The organism is Lacticaseibacillus kribbianus (assembly GCF_020180945.1).
GTDB classification, from domain to species: Bacteria; Bacillota; Bacilli; order Lactobacillales; family Lactobacillaceae; genus Lacticaseibacillus; species Lacticaseibacillus kribbianus.
In genome coordinates, this window is record NZ_JAIPUL010000001.1 from 480,927 (window position 1) to 504,594 (window position 23,668).

The following is a 23,668-nucleotide window of genomic DNA, read 5'->3' on the forward strand; positions in this document are numbered from 1 at the left end:
GCAAACCGCTTCGCAACGCGGACCGGGTCACGCGAAAAAGTTTGCGGCGGCGCGCGATTGTGAAGAAACGCTGAGATGCCGGCACGGGTAACCCCCGACTGGCGGTCCCCGGGCCGAGTCAATGGGGCGCGTGCGGCCGACACACGCCAAAAACGCCTCGCGTTGCGAGACGTCAAAGATTCAGTGAGAACCCGGAGCGTCATGAATAGGCGCACGCCGACTGAGCGTCGGCCTGCAAACGCGGTGCGGACCAATCTGAGTAAACTGCCAGAGGACCAGCGCCGGGAACCAATTGCGGCCCGGGTTCGCGCACTCGGTTCGGTCCGGCACCAAATTGGTCCTCCGCCCTGAGCCAAAGGTGTGACCTGGGCGCCATACATTGGGGCTCGACTCGCTCGGCTCCGCCCTGATTATCGTCGGGCTCCGCCAGGCAACGCGGGAGTGGCTAGCTACGCCCAATCACTCGGACCAAAGAGCGGCCCAAGCGCTTGGGCTAGGCTAGCCATCCCGCTAGAATCGCCCGGCTTCGCCCTGGTTATCGTCGGGCTCCGCCGGGCAACGCGGGTGCGCACAGCTTGCACTGGCACTCGGGCCAAAGGGCGGCCCAAGTGCCAGCGCGACGCTGTGCGACCCGCTAAGACCGCCCGGCTCCGCCCTGGTTATCGTCGGGCTCCGCCGGGCAACGCGGGTGCGCACAGCTTGCACTGGCACTCGGGCCAAAGGGCGGCCCAAGTGCCAGCGCGACGCTGTGCGACCCGCTAAGACCGCCCGGCTCCGCCCTGGTTATCGTCCGGCTCCGCCCTGGTCTTCAAATTAATTCCTGTCCTTTAGTTTGATGACACGCATTCGGGGCTGGGTTCGGTATAATTGGGGTAGCGCAACCGCTGCCAGTTACAAGGCGACGCCGAAGCGCTTCTCAAGCAAGCTCAAGGTTTGGGTGTAGATGATGATGAAGACCAAACCGAGCAGGAACGAGTGCAGCCCGAACTGCCAGGCGCCGATGGTCAGGATCAACAGGTTGATCACGCGCAGCGAGGTGGCCACCGGGAACTTCTCCCACTTGGCGTGAATTACCAGGGCAAAAACGTCCAGCCCTGCGGTCGACGCGTGGTGGGCGATGCACAGGTAGTAGCCGACGCCCACGCAGATGCCGGCCAACGGCAGGCTGAGCCACACCGGCAGCGGCACGTGGACCGGGACCGCCTGGGCGAGGGAGAACCAGCCCATGTAGCTCAGGCTTGAGACAATTGAGTTGAGGAAGTTGCGCCGCCCCAGGAAAAGCAGCGAGGCCGCCAGGCAGACCAGCGTAATCGCGTTGGTCCAGAAGGTGACCGACAGCGGCGTGAGGCGCCCGGCAATCATGCTGGTGGCGGTGACGCCGCCGCTGATGATGTTCAGGGCAACCAGCACCCAGGAGTAGGCAAAGGCCGAGATGCCGTTGCCCAGAATGACGAACAGCAGGTCGCTGGTCGCCTCGCGCGTTGAAACTTGTGACTTCATGATTTTCCTCCTCAAGGTGCTGTAACCGCACCCAAAATGACACGACTAAGTGTGGCAGAGAACGGTCAGCCGCGCAATGGTAAAAACAAAGGACCCTAAAAATGTTCGAACTCAAAACGTTTGCCCCAGACATTCTGTACGCCTTCACCTACCACAACGCACGGCCGGGCACGTACCCGTACCACAGCCACGCGTTCCTGGAGATGTCGATTATGCTCAGCGGCACCTCGGATTACACCATCGAGGGCGTGACCACCCGCATCACGGCGGGGCAGGTGCTGCTGTTCAACCCCGGGGTTCACCACCAGGAGACACAGCTGCCCGGCACCGAAAGCACCCAGCTGCACATCGGCTTCCGCCAGATCGCGCTGCCCGGGGTCAAGCCGGACACGCTGCCGTTCGCGGATTCCGTGGTTGCGCTCGGCGATCAGGCCGACGCCTTTTTCGCCTGTGCTAAGCGGATTGCGGTCGAAAGCACCAACAACGGCGCGTTCGGCCACCAGCTTTTGGTGCAGGCGACGGTGGTGGAGCTGTTGTGCCTTTTGATGCGGGCGCTGCCGGATAACCGGGTGGCCGCCGACCGCGCGGTCACGACGACCCAGGCCGAGCCAAGCGTCGATCAGCAGGCGCTGGTGGCCAGCGCGACCTATTACCTTGAGGCCCACTACCAGGAGGCGGTGACCTTGACGGACCTGGCGGCGGACCTTCACGTCTCCGCCGCCCACCTGTCGCGCACGTTCAAGGCGGTGCGGGGGGAGAGCCCGATGAGCTACCTGACGGCCCTTAGGATGAAAAAGGCGACGCAGATCCTTAAGGAGACGGACCTGCCGATCAACCAGGTCGCGACCTCGGTCGGCTACCAGGATCCGTTCTACTTCAGCCGGCTGTTCAAGCAGCACTACGGCGAACCCCCCTCAACGGTGCAGGGCCGCTCATGATATACCTCTGGATACCAACTTTAGGGGTGGATTGATTGCGCTTTTTTACGGGGTTGGCATACTGAAGATAACGAGACCGTGCGGCCTGCGCGGTCCACTCAAAGGAGTGATTGGATTTTGAAACCAAATGTCCTCTTGATGATTGCCGATGACCAGCGCTTCAACACGATCCACGCGCTGGGCAACGACCAGATTATTACCCCGAACTTCGACAAGCTGGTGCACCGCGGGACCAGCTTCACCGAGGCGTTCATTCCGGGCGGCTCAAGCGGCGCCGTCTGCATGCCAAGCCGCGCGATGCTTGCGACCGGCCGCTACGTGACGTCTTGGGAAGACGACGGGGCGACAATCCCGGACTCCCAGGCGCTGCTCGGTGAGGAGATGCAAAAGGGCGGCTACACCGCCTTTGGCACCGGCAAGTGGCACAACGGCACTCGAAGCTTCGCGCGCAGCTTCAACTCCGGCGCCAACATTTTCTTCGGCGGGATGTGGGACCACTGGAACGTGCCGGTCAATGACTACGACCCGACGGGCAAGTACGACCACCTGAAGACCTTCACCCAAGATCCGTTCTCGACCCACCGCACGATTCAGCTGCCCGCCGACCGCATCAACATCGGCAAGCACTCCACGGACCTGTTCGCCGACACGATGATTCAGGCGATCCGCGACCACCAAGGCTCGGATCAACCCTTCTTCATGTACGGGGCGTTCATGGCGCCGCACGATCCGCGCACGATGCCGGACAAGTACTCGGCGATGTACGACCCGGAGGCAATCGAGCTGCCGGACAACTACCTGCCGCAGCACCCCTTCGAGTTCGACATGCGCGCCCAGCGCGACGAGTCGCTTGAGGCCTACCCGAGAAAAATCAGCGCGGTCAAGCAACACATCGCCGACTACTACGGCATGATCACGCACATCGACGACCGCGTCGGCGACATTGTCTCCGCCCTTGAGGAAACCGGGCAGCTGGACACCACGCTGATTGTCTACGTGGCCGATCACGGGATCTCCCTGGGCCAGCACGGCTTGATCGGCAAGCAGAACCTGTACGACAACTCGATTCGCATCCCGATGATCCTCGCCGGCCCCGGCATCCCCGAGGACCGACGGGTGGCGGGCAAGGCGCTTTTGCTCGACATGATGCCGACCATCCTGGACTACGTTGGGCTGCCGATTCCGGACGGCATCTTCGGCCACAGCCTGCTGCCGCAGATTCAGGGCAAGGCCGGCGGGCGCGATGAGGTCTACCTGCAGTTCACGGACAAGATCCGCGGGCTGGTGACGCCGGACTACAAGCTGATCGAGTACCGCACGATTCAGGGCTCGCACACCCAGCTGTTCGACCGTCACACCGACCCCAACGAGGAGTACGACTTGTCGCACACCGCGTCGGCCCAGCCGATCATCGCCAAGATGCGGCGCAGGCTGCGTCAGCTGGCGCAGGCGCAGGGCGACCTGGACTTCTCGCAGGGCGAGCAGTTTTGGGCCCGCGACGAAAAGTAGGAGGCCGCATGAAACCTAACATTCTGCTGATGATCGCAGATGACCAGCGCTTCAACACGATTCACGCGCTGGGCAACGCGCAGATCATCACCCCGAACTTCGACAAGCTGGTGCACCGCGGCACGAGCTTCACCGAGGCGTTCATCCCCGGCGGCTCCAGCGGCGCGGTCTGCATGCCCAGTCGCGCGATGCTGCACACCGGCCGCTACGTGACGTCCTGGGAGGACTGCGGCGACGACCTGCCAGATTCCCAGCCGCTGCTCGGTGAGGAGTTGCAAAAGGGCGGCTATTCGACCTTCGGCACCGGCAAGTGGCACAACGGCACCCGAAGCTTCGCGCGCAGCTTTAACAACGCGGGCAACGTGTACTTCGGCGGCATGTGGGACCACTGGAACGTGCCGGTCAACGACTACGACCCGACCGGCAAGTATGACCACGTGCTGAACTTCACGTACGACCCGTTTTCCACCAACACGGTCTGGCACCTGCCGGCCGACCGCATCAACGTCGGCAAGCACTCCACCGACCTGTTCGCCGACACCCTGATTGACCAGATCCGCGCGCACCAGGGGGCCACACAGCCGTTTTTCATGTACGGCGCGTTCATGGCGCCGCACGACCCGCGGACCATGCCGGACAAGTACTCGGCGATGTACGACCCGGAGCAGATCGAATTGCCAGATAACTACCTGCCCCAGCACCCGTTCGAGTTCGACATCAGAGGCGAGCGCGACGAGCAGCTTGAGGCTTACCCGCGCCCGATTAGTCGCGTGCGCCAGCACCTGGCCGACTACTACGCGATGATCACCCACATCGACGACCGCGTCGGCGACATCGTCACCGCGCTTGAGGAAACCGGGCAGCTGGACAACACCCTGATTGTCTACGTCGCCGACCACGGGATCTCCCTGGGTCAGCACGGGCTGATGGGCAAGCAGAACCTGTACGACAACTCGATTCGCATCCCGATGATCCTCGCCGGCCCCGGCATTCCCAAGGACCACCGGGTGGCGGGCAAGGCGCTGTTGCTCGACATGATGCCGACCTTGCTCGAGTACGCGGGGCTGCCGGTGCCCGACGGCGTCTTCGGCCACAGCCTGCTGCCGCAGATTGCGGGGCAGGCGGACGGGCGCGACGAGGTCTACCTGCAGTTCACCGACAAGATTCGCGGCCTGGTGACGCCGGACTACAAGCTGATTGAGTACCGCACCAAGGACGGCTCGCACACGCAGCTGTTCGACCGGCACCTGGATCCGGACGAAGAAGTTGATCTATCCTATACAGCCAAGGCCCAGCCGGTGATCGCCGCGATGCGGAAGCGGCTGCGCGAGTTCGCCGAAGTTCAGGGTGACCTGGCCTTCAGCCAGGGCCAGCGCTTTTGGGCACGGGAGGAAAAATGATGCGGTTAACCACCTACAATATTCGCTACGACACGCCGGTGGACGGCGACTGGCGCTGGGCGCAGCGCAAGCCCTACGTGTTCGAGAACCTGCGCCGCCTGAACCCGGACATCTTTTGCGTCGAGGAGGCACTGCCCAACCAGTACCAAGACCTCAACAAGCTGATCGGCTTTGCCCACGTCGGCGTGCCGCGCGACAACGGCGTCGATGCCGGTGAGGCCGCGGCGATTTACTACGACCGGACCAAGTTCAGCCTGGCGGAGGCGGGGCACCAGTGGCTCTCGCCGACGCCGGACGAGCCGTCCTTTTACCCGGGCACCGGCAACCGCCGCGTGTTCCAGTGGGCGAAGCTGGTCGAAAAAGCCAGCGGTCGCGCGTTCGTCGCGGTCACCGCGCACCTGGACGACGGCTCGGCGGACGCCCGCGTCGCCGGAGTGCGGCAGATTGCCGCCTTCTTGGCCGCGCAGCAGCCCGGCCTGCCGGTGTTCGTCTGCGGCGACTTCAACATGGCGCCGGACGACCCGGCTTACGTCGCGATGCCTGAGGACTTTGAAGATTCCCTCAAGGTCGCGGCCACCGTGGCCGATCCGCTGAGCGGCACCTGGATGGACGACTACTCCTACGTGCCGCACGAAAACCCCGTGATGCAGCGGCTGGACTACGTGTTCGTGCGCGACTTTGACGTCGTAAGCTACGCGGTGGACACCACGGTGTCGGAGACCGGTAAGTACGCGTCGGATCATTTTCCCGTGACCGTCGAACTGAATTTCAGGGAGGAAAAGCATGACTAAGCAACCCAACATTCTGTTCATTCTGACCGACCAGCAGCGCAAGGACACGCTTGAGGCCTACGCCTCAGACGCGCTGTGCCAGACGCCGAACCTCGACGAGCTCGCCAAGCACGCCACCGTGTTCGACAACTGCTACACGACCTGTCCGATCTGCACGCCGGCGCGCGCGACGCTTCAGACCGGGCTGTACCCGATGCACCACGGGATGCTGACCAACTCCTACAACGTCGGCAACATGGTGCAGGAGCTGCCGGATTCGCCGAAGCTTTTGTCCCGCCAGCTCAACGCTGCGGGCTACCAGACCGGCTACACCGGCAAGTGGCACCTGGGCTCGGGCATCTACAACGTCCAGCACGACGAGTACCTTCAGCACTACATGGGCGACGTGCAGTTCGCCGAGTACGACAAGGGCTTCGACTCCGTGCCGACGCACATCGGCTATACGGGCGACGACTTCCCGGGCCACGGCTTCGGCGGCTTCGGCTTCCCGGAGTACCGCCAGTGGTTGAAGGATCAGGGCAAGGAGGTCATCATCGAGCACCGCATCAACGGCTTTTACGAGGGGCACCAGGCCGGCCAGATCACCAGCGGCGTGGAGACGTCGGTGGATCAGTACCTGATCGACCGCGCCGAGCACTACCTCGGGGAGTTCAAGCAGGGCGGCAAGCCGTGGTACTTCCAGCTCAACTTCTGGGGCCCGCACGAGCCGTACTTCGTGCCAAGCGAGTTCCTGCACAAGTACGACGACGTGAAGCTGCCGCCTTGGCCGAACTGGAAGGACCCGGCGGGCTCGGAGAAGCCCAAGATCCACGACCTCAAGCGGGGCAATGTGTCGACCTGGGAGGAGCTTGAGCCGATTGTCAAGCACTACTACGCGGAGATCACGCACATCGACTACCAGATCGGCCGCCTGATCGACTGGCTGAAGCAAAACGACCTGTACGACGACACGCTGATCATTTTCTCCGCCGACCACGGCGAGTCCCTCGGCATCCACGGCGGTCTGTTCGACAAGGCCATCTTCATGTACGAGGAAACCGTGACGGTGCCACTGATGGTGAAGCTGCCGCAGCAGACCGCGCCCGGCCGCGAAGCCGCGCTGCTCTCCAACGCCGACATGTACTCCACCATCCTGGATTACGCCGGGGTGGGCAAGGCCGACCGCGAGCGCGACGGCCAGTCCTTCCGGCCGCTGCTCGAGCACACGCCGGTGGATTGGCCGCAAAACGTGGTCACCGAGTGCTCCGGCATCGGCTCCGTGCTGTTCTCCCAGCGCATGCTGCGCCAGGGCCAGTACAAGTACATCTTCAACTGCGGCGACATCGACGAGCTGTACGATCTGGAATCCGACCCCCACGAGGAGGTCAATCAGGTCGCTAACGTCGGCTACCAGAACCTGCTGCACACGCTGCGCATCGCGATGCGCGACTGGATGATTGACCACCACGACAACCTGATCTACGAATTCAACCACCTGCGCCTCCCCCTGAACGAACGGTACAGTGGACGTGAATTCTAATTGACGCCACGCTTGGGCGACGGCGAGTGCCACTCGGCGCGCGGCGTCGCCCAAGCTTTAGGCAGCCTTTGTGGTGAGGGCGAACGAAAGGAATCGACTCATGAAAAAAACGGTGAATATCCTGATTAAGCCGGCCTCCGCGCTGTGTAACCTGCGGTGCAAGTACTGCTTTTACGCCAACATCTCAAGCATTCGCGAGGTGCGCTCCTACGGCAAGATGAAGCAGGCGGTTGTCGATGAGATGATTCCCAACATCTATGAGGACTTGAACGACGGCGACGAGCTGTCCATCGCCTTTCAGGGCGGGGAGCCGACGCTGGCCGGCCTCAGCTACTTCGAGCACTTCATCGCCGTGATCAACGCGCAGACCAAGCGGGTGACCGTCCACTACGCGATTCAGACCAACGGCACCATCATCTCCGAGCTCTGGATGCCGCTGTTGCGCGACAACCATTTTCTCGTCGGACTGTCGATCGACGGCGGGCCGATCTACCACGACCTCAACCGCGTCGACACCCACGGCCGCGGCACGTTCTGGCGCGTGCTGAAGACCAAGGAACTCTTTGACCAGTACGGCATCCAGTACAACATCCTGTGCGTGCTGACCAACGAGCTGGCCAAGCACCCGCAGAAGGTCTACAAGTTCTTCCAGGACCAGCACATCGAGTTCGTGCAGTTCATCCCGTGCCTGGACGACCTGGACGCCAAGGAAAAAAGCGACTTCGCGCTGACCCCGGAGCGCTTCGGCAGCTTCTATCAGCAGCTGTTCGGCCTGTGGTTTCAGGAGCTTCAGGCGGGGCGCTACCGCAGCATCAAGCTGTTCGACGACGTGCTGAACCTGTTTGTGAAGGGGCAGGTCACCGCGTGCGGGCTGGCCGGCCAGTGCCAGATCCAGTACGTGATCGAGGCCGACGGGTCGGTGTACCCCTGTGACTTCTACGCGCTGGATCAGTACCGCCTGGGCTACATCCAAAAGCAGACGCTGCGCGAGCTGTTCAGCCAGCCGATCGCCATCGACTGGCTGGCTGAAAAGCGCGAGCTCCCGTCGTACTGCGACACCTGCCCGTTCAAGAAGATGTGCTGCGGCGGCTGCAAGCGCATGAAGGACGCGATGTACGTCGCCAAGTGCAACCGCTACTGCGGCTATCGGACGGTGCTTGAGACGGTGCTGCCCAACGCGCAGGCCATCATGAGCCTAGTTGCGCGCGCCCAACCCGCCGTGCCGAGCCAGGTGGGGTAGTGCTCGTCTGCAATCCGTGAGACAATGGAAACACTGCGCGTGGCGCAAATGAACGAACGGTGACAACCGTGGAATGGAAGGTACACATTGGATAAACGACGTGAAAATCTAGTCTTGGCGGCCGCAACCCTGGTTTTGGGGGTCGCGGCCGGCCTCGGGGCGGTGCTCCTCAGCGTTTTTCTCGATGTGATCGAGCAGCTCTTCCTGCACTTCCAGGAGTCCGCGGCGCACCCCTTCGCCACCGGCCTGGCGCCGTGGCAGCAGGTCCTCGCGCTGCTCGGCGGCGGGGTGGCCGCGGCCGTCATCTGGTACCTCCTGCGGCGGTTCGCGCGCCCGACCGTCGGCATCGCCAGCGCCATCAAGGGCACTGAGATGCCGCTTTTGACCACCCTGGTGCACGACTTCACCCAGATCCTCTACGTCGGCGCCGGCGGCTCGGTCGGCCGCGAGCTCGCGCCGCGCGAGCTGGCCGCCGCCGTCGCCCAGCGCCTCCAGCGCGTCTTGGCCCGCCACGGGCTGCGCTTCTCCGAGCCGGACCGCCAGCTGCTGGTTGCCGCCGCGGCCGGCGCCGGCTTTGCCGGCGTCTACATCGCGCCGTTGACCGGCACCATGTTTGCCGTCGAGATTCTGCTGCACAAGGTGTCGCGCCGCACCGTGGTGGTCAGCTTCACCATGTCCGTGATCGCGATGCTGGTGGGGTCCTTGCTCAAGGGCTTCAAGCCCTACTACCTGGTGGGGCAGGCGCCGTTCGCACCGAAAATCGTGCTGGCGGTGCTGGTGCTTGCGCCGGTGTGCGGGGCGCTTGGCGGCTGGTTCCGCCGCGCCTTCAAGTGGGCCGGCGCCCGCGCCACTAAGGACCGCAACATTCTGTGGCAGCTGCCGCTGGTCGCGCTGGCCACCGGCGTCGTCGCCGTCAAGTTCCCGCAGATCATGGGCAACGGCCGCGCGCTGGCGCAGACGGCGATGCACGGCGACGCCGCCAGGCTGATTCCGCTGCTTTTGGTCGGCGCCGCGCTCAAGGCGGTGGTCACCGTGGCAACGCTGCGTGCCGGCGCGTCTGGCGGCACCCTGACGCCGTCGATCGCCATCGGCGCGTCGCTCGGCGCGGTGCTCGCGCTGCTTTTGGGGCCGGTCGTTGGTCCGGTCTGGCAGCTGGCCATCATCGGCGCCGCCGCGCTTTTGGCCGCCTCGCAGCAGGCGCCGTTCATGGCGATGTTCATGCTGATCGAGGTCTCGCACCTGGACTACTCGGCAATCCTGCCGCTGGGCCTGGCGGTGAGCCTCGCCATGGTCGGCGCCCGGCTGACCATGGGCCCGACGCCTGAAGCGTCGTCGCTTTCGCGTCAGCGGTAGGGGCTGGACTGCCGGTCGGTCGAACCACTGCTCGCGGCCCGCCAAGACGCCGGACCAGTGGTGGCCTCAACCGCTGGCCGAGTGCTGCCTCGCTCGCCTCGCCGCACCACGACTCGATCCTTGCGCCCACCACGAAAGGAGCCTGCCATGCCGATGCTCTACCTGCTGTACGCCGTCATCATTCTGGTCGCCAACGTGCTCGGTGCCGTCGTCGGCATGGGCGGCGGCGTCTTGATCAAGCCGCTTTTGGACATGATCGGCGCGCACCCGCTGATTCAGATCAACTTCTTCTCCTGCGTCGCCGTGTTGACCATGGCGCTGACGGCCTCCTTCCGCGCGCGGGGCGAGGCCAAAGGCAGCGGGCAGCCCGTGGCCGCGCTTGCGGTCGGCGCGCTTTTCGGCGGGCTGGTGGGGGATGGGGCGCTGAACTGGCTGGTCAACACCTGGCCGGCCCGCACCGTGCTCCAGCTGCAGGTCGGTCTGACCATCCTGACGCTGGCGGTGGCGTTCGCCTACTCGGTGTGGCCGCTGGCGCACGGGCACTGGCTACGCCCGGCGGTGGTGGTCGCGTTGGCTGCGGTGGCCGGATGGCTTGCGACCCTGATGGGCATCGGCGGCGGGCCGGTGAACGTGACGCTGTTCATGGCGGTCTGCGGCATCGGCATCAAGGACGCCGCGCGCTGGTCGCTTCTGACCATCCTGTTCTCCCAGCTGGCCAAGCTCGCCCAGGTGGTGGCGACCGGTCAGCTGTGGCAGTTTGACCTCAGAGTTTTGTGGGTGATCATTCCCACGGCCGCGCTCGGCGGCTTTTTGGGCGCGGCGCTGAGTAAGCGCTTCAAATCCGCGCGGGTGACGTGGCTGTACCGCGCGGCGATTGTGTTGGTGATTGGCATTAACGCCTACAACGGCCTGGCAGTGCTCGGGCTGGGGTAGAGGGAGGAAAAAACATGAGCATTACTTGGCAGGGAATTCCAGACAAATACGAGGCGGGGGCCGCCGCGGTCGCTGCCCTTCAGCCGGCGCCGGACTTCACGGCCACGGTCAAGGTGGTCAAGCAGACCACGCCTGGGCTGACCGTCGAGCGCGACGGGCAAGACGGCATGATCGCGTACGACAGCCCCAGCGACCTGATGCGCGCCGTCACCCTGTGGCTGGGCCACGCCCGCACCCAGACCGCGTTCACGCTGACCGAGCGTGCGCATTACGACACGGTTGGGGTGATGATCGACGTCGCCCGCAACGCGGTGCCCAAGGTCCAGACGCTGAAGGACGCCTTCGTGCGCCTGGCGAGCCTCGGCTACACCGAGGTCTGGCTTTACATGGAGGACTGCTTCGAGATTCCTTCGCAGCCGTATTTCGGCCACCAGCGCGGCCGCTACTCTCAGGCCGACCTGCACGAACTTGCCTTGGCCGCCGACGCGGTGGGGCTGACCCTGGTGCCGGCGATTCAGACGCTGGCGCACCTGCGCAACCTCTTCAAGTGGCGCGCCTTTGACGACGTGATGGACGCCCCGGACTGCCTGTACGTGGAAAAGCCGGAGACCACCGCCTTTTTGCGCCAGCTGCTCAAGGCGGCCAGCGCACCGTTTTTGACCGACAAGATTCACATCGGCATGGATGAGGCGTACAACCTCGGGCGCGGCCAGCTGCTGCGCGACCGCGGACTGGTTTCGCAGGAGGACCTGATGGTGGCCCACCTCAAGACGGTGGTCGGGTTGTGTGACGAGCTCGGCCTGCACCCGGCGATGTGGAGCGACATGTGGTTCAAGATGGCCAGCAAGCAGCACCGCCTGTACGACCCGGACACCGAGTTCTCGGATGACCTGGTGGCCTCGATTCCGCCGGTCGCGCAGGTCTACTGGGACTACTACCACGAAGACGAGGCGCCGTACGACCGGATGTTTGAACTGCACCAAAAGCTCAAGCAGCCGCTGATTTTTGCCAGCGGCATCTGGACCTGGAACGGCCTGGCGCCGACGGTTCGCACCGCGCAGGCGACGCTGCGTGCCGGCATGGCCGCGGCGGCCAAGGCCGGCGTGCGCGACGTTGTGACCACCATGTGGGGCGATGACGGCTCCGAGGTGCCGCTGCGCGCGGCGTGGCTGGGGCTTCAGACCTTTGCGGAGTACCAGTACCACGACACAGTGCCGGACGCCTGGGCCGCGGCCCAGTTCGCGCTGATGCAGGGGCGCGATTACAACGCTTACCTGCTGTTGGACAAGTTCGAAAACCAGCTTGAGGACCGGCCGAACATGACCATCGACGACCCAGGCAAAATCCTGCTGTACGAGGACCTGCTGCTGCAGCGCTACCGCAAGAACCTTGAGGGTTTCGACTACGCCGGCCACTACGCGCAGCTGGCGCAGGACCTGGCCGGGGCGACGGTGGCCGAGCCCGACCGGCCGATGTTCACCTACTACGCACACCTCGCCCACACCCTGAGCCTCAAGGCCACCGCGCTGCTTGAGCTGCAGACGCTTTTGGCCCGCGGGCCGGAGGCGGTGCCCGCGGTCACCCAGGCGCTGAACCGGCTGCGCCAGGCCATGCTGGTCACCATTCAGGAGTTCCGCCAGCTGTGGCACGCCGAGCGCCGCGGGCAGGGCTACGAGATCATGGACCTGCGCCTCAACGGTCTGATTGGGCGCATCGACACGACGCTGTGGCGCGTGGCGGCCTGGGTCAAGGGTGACGACCAGCTTGAGGAGCTGCAGGCGCCCGTGCTTGAGATGGACAAGTACACCAGCGGCCCGACCGGCCGCGGCCGCTACATCCAGATCATCTCGGCCTGCGGCATTTCGCAAAACATGTAGCCAAACAAGACCCACCGCCAAATTACTGGCGGTGGGTCTTGTGATTTTATGATCGAGCGCTGACGAGGGAGCACATAACTAGCAGGCGGTTTTAAAAGTCAAGAAGCGCGACACGAGGTAGTTTTTAGCCTGAGCGTCCAACTTGCTGGGGTGATTACGTCGGGTGGCTAAAAGGACTGAGTGGGGGTGTTCTGGGACCTCTACGCTTGATTACCGGCGCTTCCACTTTGCCAGTCGTCAGATCAGAATGTAGCAAGCGGAGGGGCGCAGTCCGACCTGCCCGCGCCCCGGAGCTTGCGGCCCCGTCCCGCTAAGTGCGCTTGGCTCCGCGCTGGGTTATCGTCGGGCTCCGCCAGGCAACGCGGGAGCGGCTAGCTACGCCATGACGCCGAGGCAAAGTACGCCTCAACGCCATGGCTAGGCTAGCCGTCCCGCTAAGTGCGCCTGGCTCCGCCCTGGGTTACTTGCGGTCGTGCGGCAGCAGCTGCATGTCTGCGGCGAGGGTGCCGCCGGCGGCCAGCTGCGCGTGGTCGATCTGGTTACCCAGCGGCTCGCCGTTGAAGGTGCGCTCGCCGACGAAGTTGAAGCCCGGCCGGTTGTTGGTAGCGGTCAGCACCAGGTCGCCCTTAGGCAGGTGCAACACGGCGCGGTCGAACAGCGGGGCGCCGAGCACGTAGCGGCCGGAGCCCGGGGTGACCGGGTAGAAGCCAAGCGAGGAGAAGAGCACCCAACTGCTCATCGAGCCGTTGTCCTCGTCGCCAGGGTAACCGTCGGCCTTGGCCGAAAAGGCGGTGGTCAGCATGGTGCGGACCAGCACCTCGGTCGAGGCGGAGTCACCGGCCAGGGTGAACAGGTACGGCAGGTGGAAGCTCGGCTGGTTGGAGATGGCAATCTGGCCGAACGGCTGGGCAGCCAGCTCGCGCATCTCGTGGATGGTCTGGCCGTACGTGCCCGGCTTGAAGGCGGCCGGCTGGTTGACCATGTGGTGCAGGTGGGCGACGAAGGCGTCCTTGCCGCCGGTGGCCTCAATCAGCCCCGGCAGGTCCTGGTAGACGGCAAAACTGTTGGCCCAGGCCGACCCTTCGGTGTAGCCGTTGCCCCAGGCAATCGGGTCGAAGGCGGCGACGAACTTGCCGTCGCGGTCCTTGGCCCGCATCAGCTTGACGCTCGGGTCGAACACGTTGCGCCAGTTTTGGCTCTTTGCCTCGTACTCGGCGGCCAGCTCGGTTTCGCCGAGGGTCTTGGCGACCACGGAGATCAGCCAGTCGGAGTAGGCGTAATCCAGCGTCTTGTTGACGGACTCGCCGATGTCGGCCGGCACGTAGCCGAGGCGCAGGTATTCGGCCAGCCCCTCGCGCCCGTACTTGACGTCTTCAGAGATGGTGGTGGCACCCTGCTGCATGGCGACCAAAAGCTTTGGCATCAGGTCCGACGCGATGCCCTTGACGGCGGCGTCTGCGATCACCGCGTCCACCATGGTGCCCGGCATCATGCCGCGCTCGTCAGGAGACAGCCAGCGCGGCAGGAACCCGGTTTCCAGGTACGAGTTGTAAAAGCCCTCGAGCATGTCGGCGTACATGGCCGGGTCGAGCAGCGACAGCATCGGAAACAGTGTCTTGTAGGTGTCCCAAAAGCCGTTGTTGGTGTACAGCTTGCCCGGACGCACGGTTTTGCTCGTGGTGTCGTAGTGAATCTCTTGGCCGGCCGCATCCACTTCGTAGAACGTCATCGGAAACAGCGAGGCGCGGTACAGGTTGTGGTAGAACAGCGCGACGCTGGCCTTGTTGTGGTCGGTGATCTCAACCTGCGCGAGCTTGTGGGCCCACTCGGTCTTCACCTGCGCAACCAGGGAGTCAAAGTCGGTCGCCGCAAGCGGTACGAGGTTTGCAGCCGCCTGCTCGGCGCTGATGAACGAGGTGGCAAACGCCAGCGTGGCCGCGCCGCTCAGGCTCAGCACCAGGGCAGCCGTTTTGTCCGCGGTTCGAAGCGGCGACACCGCGGTGTCCTCCGGCAGGGCCACCGTCAAGTACATCGTGAAGTCGGGATCCTCGCTGGCCGCGAAGTTGGTGATGGCAAGGCTCAGGCGCTCAGCCGTCTGGTCGAGCACACGCAGTCCCTTGGCGCTGATTTTGAGCAGCGGCTTATCACCGTCCAGGCGCAGGGCGCCGCCGTAGCGCGTCGCGGTTGCCTGCAGCTTGATCTGGGCCTCGAGCGCCGAGACTGCAATCAGGTGCGGGGCGAAAGTTGCGTCGGCACGGGCGTAGGTGCCCAGGTAGTCGGCATCGGCCGTTGCAACCGGCGTGAACAGGACGCTGGAGAAGTCACCAACCCAAGGGCTCGGCTGGTGGGTCAAACGGATGCCGGCGAAGCTTTGGGCCGTCGGGTCGAACCACCAAGGCGTGTCTTCCAGGGTGGTCTGCACCGCCAGATAGTTCATGGCAAACGGCGATCCGGTGAGGGGCAGGGTGTTGCCGTGTGAGAAGGTGTACGTGTTCTGGGAACCGATGCGGGTGTCAATTGATTCAGGATTCATCTAAGAAGCCTCCAAAAAAAGTGTGGGTGACAAAACGCGGGTGCGGTAGAACTCTCAACAACGGTGGTTCGTGGTGGTTCAGCGGTTCTTGGCCGGCCGGGCGGTCGAGTCGCGGGCGACCAGCTTGACCGGCACGGTGATGCGCTTGCTGCAGCCCTTTTGCGGGTCGTTGATCTGCGACAGCATCAGGTCGACGGCCTGGCGCCCCATCTCCGTGAAGTCCTGGGTTAAGGTGGTCAAAGACGGGGTGTTGGTCGCGGCCAGTTCGATGTCGTCGAAGCCGACGATGGACAGGTCCAAGGGTAGCTGCCAGCCGCGGCCCTGCAGCTCGCGGGCCATCTTGATGGCCTCGACATCGTTGCCCATGATCAGGGCGGTGATGTTTTCGTGCTTGAGGTACGCGGCGGTTTCGGCGACCGAGGCAAAGGTGCTCAGCGCCTCGGCCCACAACAGCTGCTGGGTCGGCATCAGGTCGGTCGGCTGGTAGGCGTTCACATAGCCGAAGAAGCGGTCGGCGACCGTGCCGGTCCAGTCCTGCCAAAAAGGCACGCGGCTGCAAAAGGCGATGCGCTTGTGCCCCAGGGTCTGCAGGTGTCGGGCGGCCAGCGCCCCGCCGGCGGTGTTGTCCGAGCAGACGCTGGGCAAAGCCAGGGTGCTCGGTGGCTCATCGAAGACCACGGTGGGGATGTGGAGTTGCGACAGGGTGATGAGCGTGGGCATGTCCGCCGCGAGCTCCTGGGGGTAAAAGAACATCCCCGCGTAGTGCTCGGTGAACGTGTCCAGCGCCACGCGCTTGAACTGGCGGGTGGTGATGGTTTCCAGGTGCCAGGTGGTCCCGGCCAGCATCTGAGTGATGCCGCTGGCGTAGTCGCCCATCTTGGGGTTGGCGAATGGTAAGACAAGGAGCAAGGTGCGCGAACGGTTGGCGGCGTGCGGTTTGACAAAGCTGCCCTTGCCCTGCACCCGGTAGATCAGGTCCGCGTCGGCAAGTTCGTTCAGGGCACGCTTGGTCGTGATGCGGCTGACGTGGTAGCGAATGGCCAGCGCGTTCTCGCTTGGTAGCAGGGCATCGGGCGCGTATTCGCCGCGAAGAATCGCGGTGCGAAGCTGATCGAATAACTCCTGATATTTGGTCATGACGCCCTCCAGTTGGTATACGTTGATAGTCCGACTTTTTCAATTTTTGTGAACGCTTGCACCCATAGTCTCATCTAACATGATATATTGCAAGTATAAAAACATACCAAGGAGCACAAAAATGACAGACTATTTGACCAAAGGCGCCAGCGCCTACATTGATAAGATCGTCGCGTTGTGCGGCACCGCGCACCCGGAGTGGGCGGAGACCTTCGCCCTGACCTACGCGGACACGCTGAAGCACGCGCTTGTTGAAGACGGTACCTCGCGCATTTTTGTCTTGACCGGTGACATCCCGGCGATGTGGCAGCGCGACTCCACCGCGCAGATGCGGCCGTACTTGGTCCCTGCAAGAACCGACCCGGAGCTGGCCGACACCATCGAAAAGGTGATCAACCGTCAGTTCTTCAACATGGCGATGGATCCGTACGCCAACGCCTTCAACCAAAGCGCCAACAACGCCGGCCACCAGACCGACAAGACCACGATGAACCCGTGGATCTGGGAGCGCAAGTACGAGCTGGACTCGCTGTGCTACCCGGTGCAGCTGGCCTACCTGTTCTGGAAGAACACCGGCCGCACCAGCCACTTCAACGCGGGCTTTGAGGTCGCCATCGAAAAGCTCGTGCAGGTGATCACGGCCGAGCAGGATCACGCCCACTCCCCGTACAGCTTCGAGCGCACGGGGGACCGGCCGGAAGACACGCTGATCGACGGCGTCGGCCGCCCGGTTGCCAAAACTGGGATGAGCTGGAACGGCTTCCGCCCAAGCGATGATGCCTGCGTGTACGGCTACTTGATCCCAAGCAACCTGTTTGCCGTCGAGATCCTGCGCCACCTGGCCGAGATCTACTCGGACGTGCTGCACCAGCCGGCGGAGCGCTTCACCTACTTGGCCAACGCCATCGAGGCCGGCGTCGCCCGCTACGGTACGACGACCAACAAGGCGGGTGAAAGCATCTACGCCTTTGAGGTCGACGGGCTGGGCAACCAGCTGGTGATGGACGACGCCAACGTGCCGAACCTCCTGGCGCTGCCGTACCTCGGCGCCGTGGCGGAAGACGACCCGATTTACGTCGCCACCAGAAAGACCATCCTGTCCACCGAGAACCCGTATTACTACGCCGGCACCTACGGCCAGGGCCTGGGCTCACCACACACGCCGGCCGAGTACATCTGGCCGATCGCCAAGGCCGTCGAGGGGCTGACCTCCACCGACCGCGAGGCAAAGGCCGCAATTCTGGATTCGCTGGTGGCGACGACGGCCGGCACGAAGATGATGCACGAGGGCTACAACGTCGAGGACCCGACGCAGTACACACGCGAGTGGTTCTCATGGGCCAACATGATGTTTTGCGAGCTGGTCATGGACTACTTCGGCGAGAACGTCAACGACGTAAAAGACTGATAGCAGTCGGAAGGGAGCAACATGGCTAAGAAAAAAGTTTTCATTGTGTCGCACAGTCACTGGGATCGCGAGTGGTACATGGGGTACGAGAAGCACCACATGCGCCTGATTAGCCTGATTGACGACCTGTTTCACCTGTTCGAAACCGACCCGAACTTCGACTCGTTCCACCTGGACGGGCAGACCATCATTTTGGACGACTACCTCAAGGTGCGCCCGGAAAAGCGCGCCGAGCTTGAGAAGTGGATTCAAAAGGGCAAGCTGCGCATTGGGCCGTTCTACATCCTGCAAGACGACTTCCTGATCAGCCCGGAGGCCAACGTCCGCAACACGCAGTACGGCCTGGCCGCCTCCCAGAAGTGGGGCCACGCCCCGGTGCCTTTGGGCTACTTCCCGGACACCTTCGGCAACATGGGTCAGACCGCGCAGATGATGAAGCTGGCCGGCCTTGACACCGTGGCGTTCGGCCGCGGCGTCACTCCAACCGGGCTGAACAACCAGGTCGGCGGGAAGGGCGACTTCGACTCCACTTACTCCGAGATGTGGTGGGAAGGCCCCGATGCCAGCAAGGTGCTGGGCATCCTGTTTGCCAATTGGTACTCCAACGGCAACGAGATCCCGGCGGACCCGGCCAAGGCAAAGGTTTACTGGGACAAGCACCTGGCCGACGCCGAGCGCTTCGCCTCGACGCCCGACCTGCTGTTCATGAACGGGGTCGACCACCAGCCGGTGCAGATGGACCTCAGCGAGGCCATCCGCGTGGCCAACGAGCTGTACCCGGACTACGAGTTCGTGCACAGCAACTTCCCGGCCTACATCGAGGCGCTGCGCCAGGACCTGCCAACGGACCTGTCGACGATTCACGGCGAGCTGACCTCTCAGGCCACCGACGGCTGGTACACGCTGGCCAACACGTCCAGCTCCCGCATCTATCTGAAGCAAAACAACACCAAGACCGAGCGCCTGCTCGAGGATCAGGTGGAGCCGCTGCTCGCATTGAGCGACAGCGCGACCGCCGAGAACCAGGACCGCCTGGACTACGCCTGGCACTTCCTGCTTCAAAACCACCCGCACGACAGCATCTGCGGCTGCTCCGTCGACCCCATCCACGAGCGCATGATGACTCGCTTCCACGCCGCGCAGCAGGTCGGCGACAGCCTCAGTGCGCAGGCGCTGACCCGCTTTGCCCAGCAGCTGGACACCGCAAGCTTTGCAGACGACGCCCACCCGTTCGTGCTGTTGAACACGACCGGCGCCGCCAAGCGCGAGCCCGTGACGGTGGAAGTCGAGCTCAAGCGCGCGCTGTTCAAGGATGGCGCCCCCAAGGCCCAGTACGACAAGCTGAGCGCCTTGGCCCAGGACCTGCCGGCCCTGACCGTGGTCGACCACGAAGGCAACGCGGTGCCTGCAATCATCCAAAACCCGCACGTCCGCTTCAACTACGAGCTGCCGGACCGCACGTTCCGCGTGCCGTTCATGGCCCTGTACGTCGACGTGCAGGTGGCGGCCGACCTGCCGGCCTTTGGCTGGCAGACCCTGGCCGTGGTGCCGGGTACCCCTGCTGCCATCGCGGCACCGGCTGCGACCAACGCGATTGACAACGGCAAGCTCCGCGTCGTTTTGGAGGCCGACAACAGCATCACGGTTGAGGACCGCCTCACCGGCCACCGCTACCAAGACGCCTTACTGATCGAGGACACCGGCGACATGGGCAACGAGTACATCTACCGCCAGTCGGCCGATAAGCTGACCTTCACGTCCAAGGACGGCAAGGTCTCTGACGTCACCACCAAGGCGACGGCCACCGGCCAGGAGCTGGACTTCACGCTGACCTTGACCGTGCCGGACCAGGCCGCGGCGACGCTTGACTACGAACGCCAGGCGGTGATCGACATCACCAACCGCACCAGCAAGCGCGGCGATCACGACGTTGACCTGCCGCTGGCCATCACCCTGCGGCTCGATCAGGACAGCCGCCTCAGCGTGACGGTTGCAGGCCACAACACGGTCAAGGACCACCGGCTGCGCGCCGTGGTCGCCACCGGGCTGACCACGACCACGCACCAGGCGGAGTCGATCTTTGAGGTCGTCACCCGCCAAAACCAGGTCGGCCCTAACTGGCAGAACCCGACCAACCCGCAGCACCAGCAGGCCTTCGCGACCGTGCACAACGAACAGCGCGGCGTGGTGGTCGGAAACTACGGCCTCAACGAGTACGAGGTCAGCCCGACCGGCGACACCATCGCCGTGACGCTTCTGCGCTGCATCGGTGAGATGGGGGACTGGGGCTACTTCGAAACCCCGGCGGCCCAGTGCCTCGGCGACTTCACCGCGGCCTTCTCTTTGACCTTCACCGACGGCAGCGAGGCCGCTCAGCTTGCCGCCTACCAGGCGGCCCGCGCCGCCCAGGTGCCGGTGATCACCAAGCAGACTGGCGCCCACGCCGGCAGCAAGCCGGTCCAAGCGACCTACCTGACCGTCAGCGACCCGGCCTTTGCCGTGACCGCGACCAAGCAGGGGGCGGACGGTCTGATCGTGCGCGGTTACAACATGACCGGGGAAGCCAAGCCGCTGACCGTCGAGTACGACGGCAAGCCGGCGGCCGGGCTTTTGGACCTGGTCGACAAACCGCTTGCAGGTGACGTGACCGCCGCGCTGCGGCCGGCCGAGATTCGGACCTACCTGTTCAAGTAACTTGTACACCGCCGCAACCGCGGGCACCTGTGTCCGCGGCTGTTGCGGTGCCCGGAGGAGGAAATTATGACGGATTGGCAAGGCGTTCCAAGCAAGTACCAAGACGCGGTGGCCCTGATTGCAGGCGCGCACCACGACAACGACGTGACGGCCAAGGTGACCGTGGCCCAAGGCGATCCCGGGCTGACCCTGACCCGCGACGGCGCAAGCGGCACCATCACTTACGGCACCGTGCACGAGCTGATGCGCGGCGTCACGCTGTGGCTGGGCCACGCGCAGCACGAGACCAGCTTTGCACTGCACGAAACCCCGGCGTTCGACGAGGTCGGCGCGATGATCGACCTGGCGCGCAACGGCGTGCTGTCGGTGCCGGGGCTCAAGCGCGTGATCGTGCGCATGGCAAGCCTCGGCTACACGGAAATCTGGATGTACATGGAGGACGTGTTCGAAGTCCCGGAGGAGCCGTACTTCGGCCACCTGCGCGGCCGCTACAGTCAGTCCGATCTCCACGAACTGGCCGTGTTCGCCGATCGCTTCGGCGTGCGGCTGGTGCCGGCCATCCAGACGCTGGCGCACTTGCAAAACGCGCTGAAGTGGCAAGCCTTTCAGGAGATCAAGGACACCCCGGACGTGCTGTGGGTCGAAAAGCCCGAGACCACCAAGTTCCTGCGTGAGCTTTTGAAGGCGGCCACCGCGCCGTTTTTGACCAACAAGATTCACATCGGCATGGACGAGGCGTACGGCTTGGGCATGGGCAACCGCGCGGTCAAGGAGGGCTTCGTTGATCAGCAGACGCTGATTCAGGCCCACCTGAAGACAGTCGCGGCGCTGTGTGAGGAGCTTCACCTCGATCCGTACATGTGGAGCGACATGTGGTTCACCATCGCCAGCCCGACGCACACCATGTACGACGAAACCGTGCACTTCACGCCGGAGTTCGCCGCGCAGATGCCCAACGTCGGTCAGGTGTACTGGGACTACTACCACGAGGACGTCGAGACCTACGCAGCCCGGCTGGCCCAGCACTTCGAGTTGCAAAAGCCGGTGGTCTACGCCGGCGGTCTGTGGACCTGGCCGAGTCTGGCCCCGCACCAGGAGAAAATGCTGCAGTCCGTCAAAGCGGGCATGACCGGCGCCAAGCAGGCCGGCGTGCGCCAGGCCGTGGCCACCATGTGGTTCGACGACGGCGCCGAGACGCCGTTTGCCGCCTCCTGGCTGGGGCTTCAGACCTTCATCGAGTACCAGTACCACGACACGGTGAGCCCCGAATTTTTGGCCCAGCAGTTCAAGCTGATGCAGGGCGAGGACGCCGCGGCGTTCATGCTGTTGGACGAGTTCGACCACGTCGAAGGCAACCCGGTCAACCTGACCGGCGAAAACACCAGTAAGCTGGTGCTCTACGAGGACCTGTTGCTCCAGAAGTACCGCGTCAACCTCGGCAAGTTCAACCTGGCGGCGCACTACGACAGGCTCGCAGGTCAGCTGGCGACAGTGACCACCACCGCGGTCAGCCGGCCGCTGTTTGCCTACTACCACGCGCTGGCCAAGGCGCTGGCCCAAAAGGCGCGCGTGCTGGTCGCCCTGCAGCAGCTGATTCACCAGCCACGCCGCGACGCCGGCGAGGTGGTGGCGCAGCTGGTCACGTACCGCGACCTGTTGACCGCGACACTCGATGCCTACCGCCCGGTCTGGCACGACGAGCGGCGCGGCAACGGCTTTGAGGTGATCGATATCCGCTACGGCGGCCAGTTTGCCCGCATCAACACCGTGCTGTGGCGCCTTGGCGAGTGGGAGGCCGGCAACGACGACCTCGCCGAGCTGCACGCCAAAGCCCTGCCCGCCGACAAGTGGACCAGCGGCCCAATCGGCCACGGCCTGTACATGCAGATTGCAAGCGCCTGTGACATTTCACGCTAGGCGCGCATCATGACCCCTCGGAAGCACCGCGCCAAGCCGCGGTGCTTCTTTGTGGTTGGCGTCGGCTTGCGGCTTGCAGGCGGACGCGGCTGGCGTGTCGGCCCGGGCGCCATCGCCCGGACCACAGCCGTGGCTCACGGTGCCGTGGTTTGGGGCAGAGAGGAGCTACGGGAGCCGCCTTTGTAAGCCTTTTAGAATTTTGTTACAATGCTAGTGAGTTGCGGCCGACGCGGGGTTGTTCCGGCGGCTGCACGTGATAGAATGAACACTTACGGGGCCGGCACGTGGCTCGCACAAGAAAGGACGCGGTACGATGTTAGGACGCGGTATCAATAGTATTTTCACGAAGGTGTTCATCTTGCTGATTCTGAACCTTCAATTCTGGCTGTTCACCATCATGGGGCTGGTGGTGCTGGGCGTCGGCCCGGCGCTGCGCACAATCGCCGAGCTGTTTTCCGCCAACCAGTGGGAGCTGGCCGACTACCGCTTCAAGGACAGCTGGGCGCTGTTCAAGACCCACTTCTGGCAGGCCAACGGTCACTTCTGGATTTTCGGTGCGGTCTTTGGCGTTCTCAGCTACAGCTTGTACCTGTCCACACAGCTGAAGTTCGGCTGGATGGTGTTCATTCAGTTCATCATTTTGTTCGCACTGCTTCTGTGCGCGACATCCGGGCTGTTCACGCTGTCGATTGAGAGCCACTACGAGATCAGCCTTAAAAACGCGTTTCGCCTGGCCATCGGGCAGTTCTTCCAGAACTTCCTGCAGCTTCTGGTGTACTTCGGCGGACTCGGGGTGATCATCATCCTGACGGCCAAGGCCATGGGGCTGATCCTGTTTCTGAGCATCGCGGCGGTGGTGGTCTGGACCCACATTCAGTCCGCCCGCTGGTACGCGCAGATTGACGCGCAGCTGGCGTAG

16 protein-coding genes are annotated in these 23,668 nt (G+C 63.8%); 13 read left to right on the top strand and 3 right to left on the bottom strand.

Going from position 1 to position 23,668, the window contains the following annotated elements; translation table 11 throughout:
• Positions 1–891: 891 nt before the first annotated feature.
• Positions 892–1,500, bottom strand: a complete 609-nt coding sequence (locus LE416_RS02295; protein ID WP_225046878.1) for a YitT family protein — start codon at positions 1,498–1,500, stop codon at positions 892–894.
• A gap of 101 nt (positions 1,501–1,601) precedes the next feature.
• Between LE416_RS02295 and LE416_RS02300 the strand changes: the two genes are divergently transcribed.
• The 9 genes from LE416_RS02300 to LE416_RS02340 all read left to right on the top strand — a co-directional run bounded on the left by LE416_RS02300 (position 1,602) and on the right by LE416_RS02340 (position 13,060).
• A complete protein-coding gene (locus LE416_RS02300) occupies positions 1,602–2,438 on the top strand; it encodes a helix-turn-helix transcriptional regulator (RefSeq protein ID WP_225046879.1) in 837 nt (278 codons plus the stop codon).
• 117 nt (positions 2,439–2,555) lie between these two features.
• Positions 2,556–3,947: a sulfatase family protein gene (locus tag LE416_RS02305; RefSeq protein ID WP_225046880.1), complete on the top strand. Its 1,392-nt coding sequence runs from the start codon at positions 2,556–2,558 to the stop codon at positions 3,945–3,947.
• Positions 3,948–3,955: 8 nt separating this feature from the next.
• Positions 3,956–5,347 carry a sulfatase family protein gene (locus tag LE416_RS02310; protein ID WP_225046881.1) on the top strand — a complete coding sequence of 464 codons (1,392 nt, stop codon included), beginning with the start codon at positions 3,956–3,958 and terminating at the stop codon, positions 5,345–5,347.
• Positions 5,344–6,138, top strand: coding sequence for an endonuclease/exonuclease/phosphatase family protein (locus LE416_RS02315; RefSeq protein ID WP_225046882.1), 795 nt, complete (start codon positions 5,344–5,346; stop codon positions 6,136–6,138). Before LE416_RS02310 ends, LE416_RS02315 begins: the two co-directional genes overlap by 4 nt.
• Complete coding sequence (locus LE416_RS02320) at positions 6,131–7,657, top strand: sulfatase-like hydrolase/transferase (RefSeq protein WP_225046883.1); 1,527 nt, start codon at positions 6,131–6,133, stop codon at positions 7,655–7,657. The genes LE416_RS02315 and LE416_RS02320 overlap by 8 nt, the downstream gene beginning before the upstream one ends.
• 100 nt (positions 7,658–7,757) lie before the next feature.
• Positions 7,758–8,897: a radical SAM/SPASM domain-containing protein gene (locus LE416_RS02325; protein ID WP_225046884.1), complete on the top strand. Its 1,140-nt coding sequence runs from the start codon at positions 7,758–7,760 to the stop codon at positions 8,895–8,897.
• An 87-nt stretch (positions 8,898–8,984) separates the two neighbouring features.
• Positions 8,985–10,250: a chloride channel protein gene (locus LE416_RS02330; RefSeq protein WP_225046885.1), complete on the top strand. Its 1,266-nt coding sequence runs from the start codon at positions 8,985–8,987 to the stop codon at positions 10,248–10,250.
• Positions 10,251–10,397: 147 nt separating this feature from the next.
• A complete protein-coding gene (locus LE416_RS02335) occupies positions 10,398–11,183 on the top strand; it encodes a sulfite exporter TauE/SafE family protein (RefSeq protein ID WP_225046886.1) in 786 nt (261 codons plus the stop codon).
• A 14-nt stretch (positions 11,184–11,197) separates the two neighbouring features.
• Positions 11,198–13,060 (top strand): beta-N-acetylhexosaminidase, encoded by a 1,863-nt coding sequence (locus LE416_RS02340; RefSeq protein WP_225046887.1) that lies wholly within the window; start codon positions 11,198–11,200, stop codon positions 13,058–13,060.
• Positions 13,061–13,520: 460 nt separating this feature from the next.
• Here LE416_RS02340 and LE416_RS02345 read toward each other — a convergent pair whose 3' ends face one another.
• Entirely contained in the window at positions 13,521–15,593 is a 2,073-nt protein-coding gene (locus tag LE416_RS02345; RefSeq protein WP_225046888.1) for a GH92 family glycosyl hydrolase, read from the bottom strand.
• 78 nt (positions 15,594–15,671) lie between these two features.
• Complete coding sequence (locus LE416_RS02350) at positions 15,672–16,730, bottom strand: GntR family transcriptional regulator (protein ID WP_225046889.1); 1,059 nt, start codon at positions 16,728–16,730, stop codon at positions 15,672–15,674.
• A 121-nt stretch (positions 16,731–16,851) separates the two neighbouring features.
• On the opposite strand from LE416_RS02350, the gene LE416_RS02355 reads away from it, so the two are divergent.
• The 4 genes from LE416_RS02355 to LE416_RS02370 all read left to right on the top strand — a co-directional run bounded on the left by LE416_RS02355 (position 16,852) and on the right by LE416_RS02370 (position 23,668).
• Positions 16,852–18,138, top strand: coding sequence for a glycoside hydrolase family 125 protein (locus LE416_RS02355; RefSeq protein ID WP_225046890.1), 1,287 nt, complete (start codon positions 16,852–16,854; stop codon positions 18,136–18,138).
• Positions 18,139–18,159: 21 nt separating this feature from the next.
• Positions 18,160–20,832 (top strand): alpha-mannosidase, encoded by a 2,673-nt coding sequence (locus LE416_RS02360; protein ID WP_225046891.1) that lies wholly within the window; start codon positions 18,160–18,162, stop codon positions 20,830–20,832.
• 66 nt (positions 20,833–20,898) lie between these two features.
• Positions 20,899–22,749 (top strand): beta-N-acetylhexosaminidase, encoded by a 1,851-nt coding sequence (locus LE416_RS02365; RefSeq protein ID WP_225046892.1) that lies wholly within the window; start codon positions 20,899–20,901, stop codon positions 22,747–22,749.
• 313 nt (positions 22,750–23,062) lie between these two features.
• Entirely contained in the window at positions 23,063–23,668 is a 606-nt protein-coding gene (locus LE416_RS02370) for a YesL family protein (RefSeq protein ID WP_225046893.1), read from the top strand.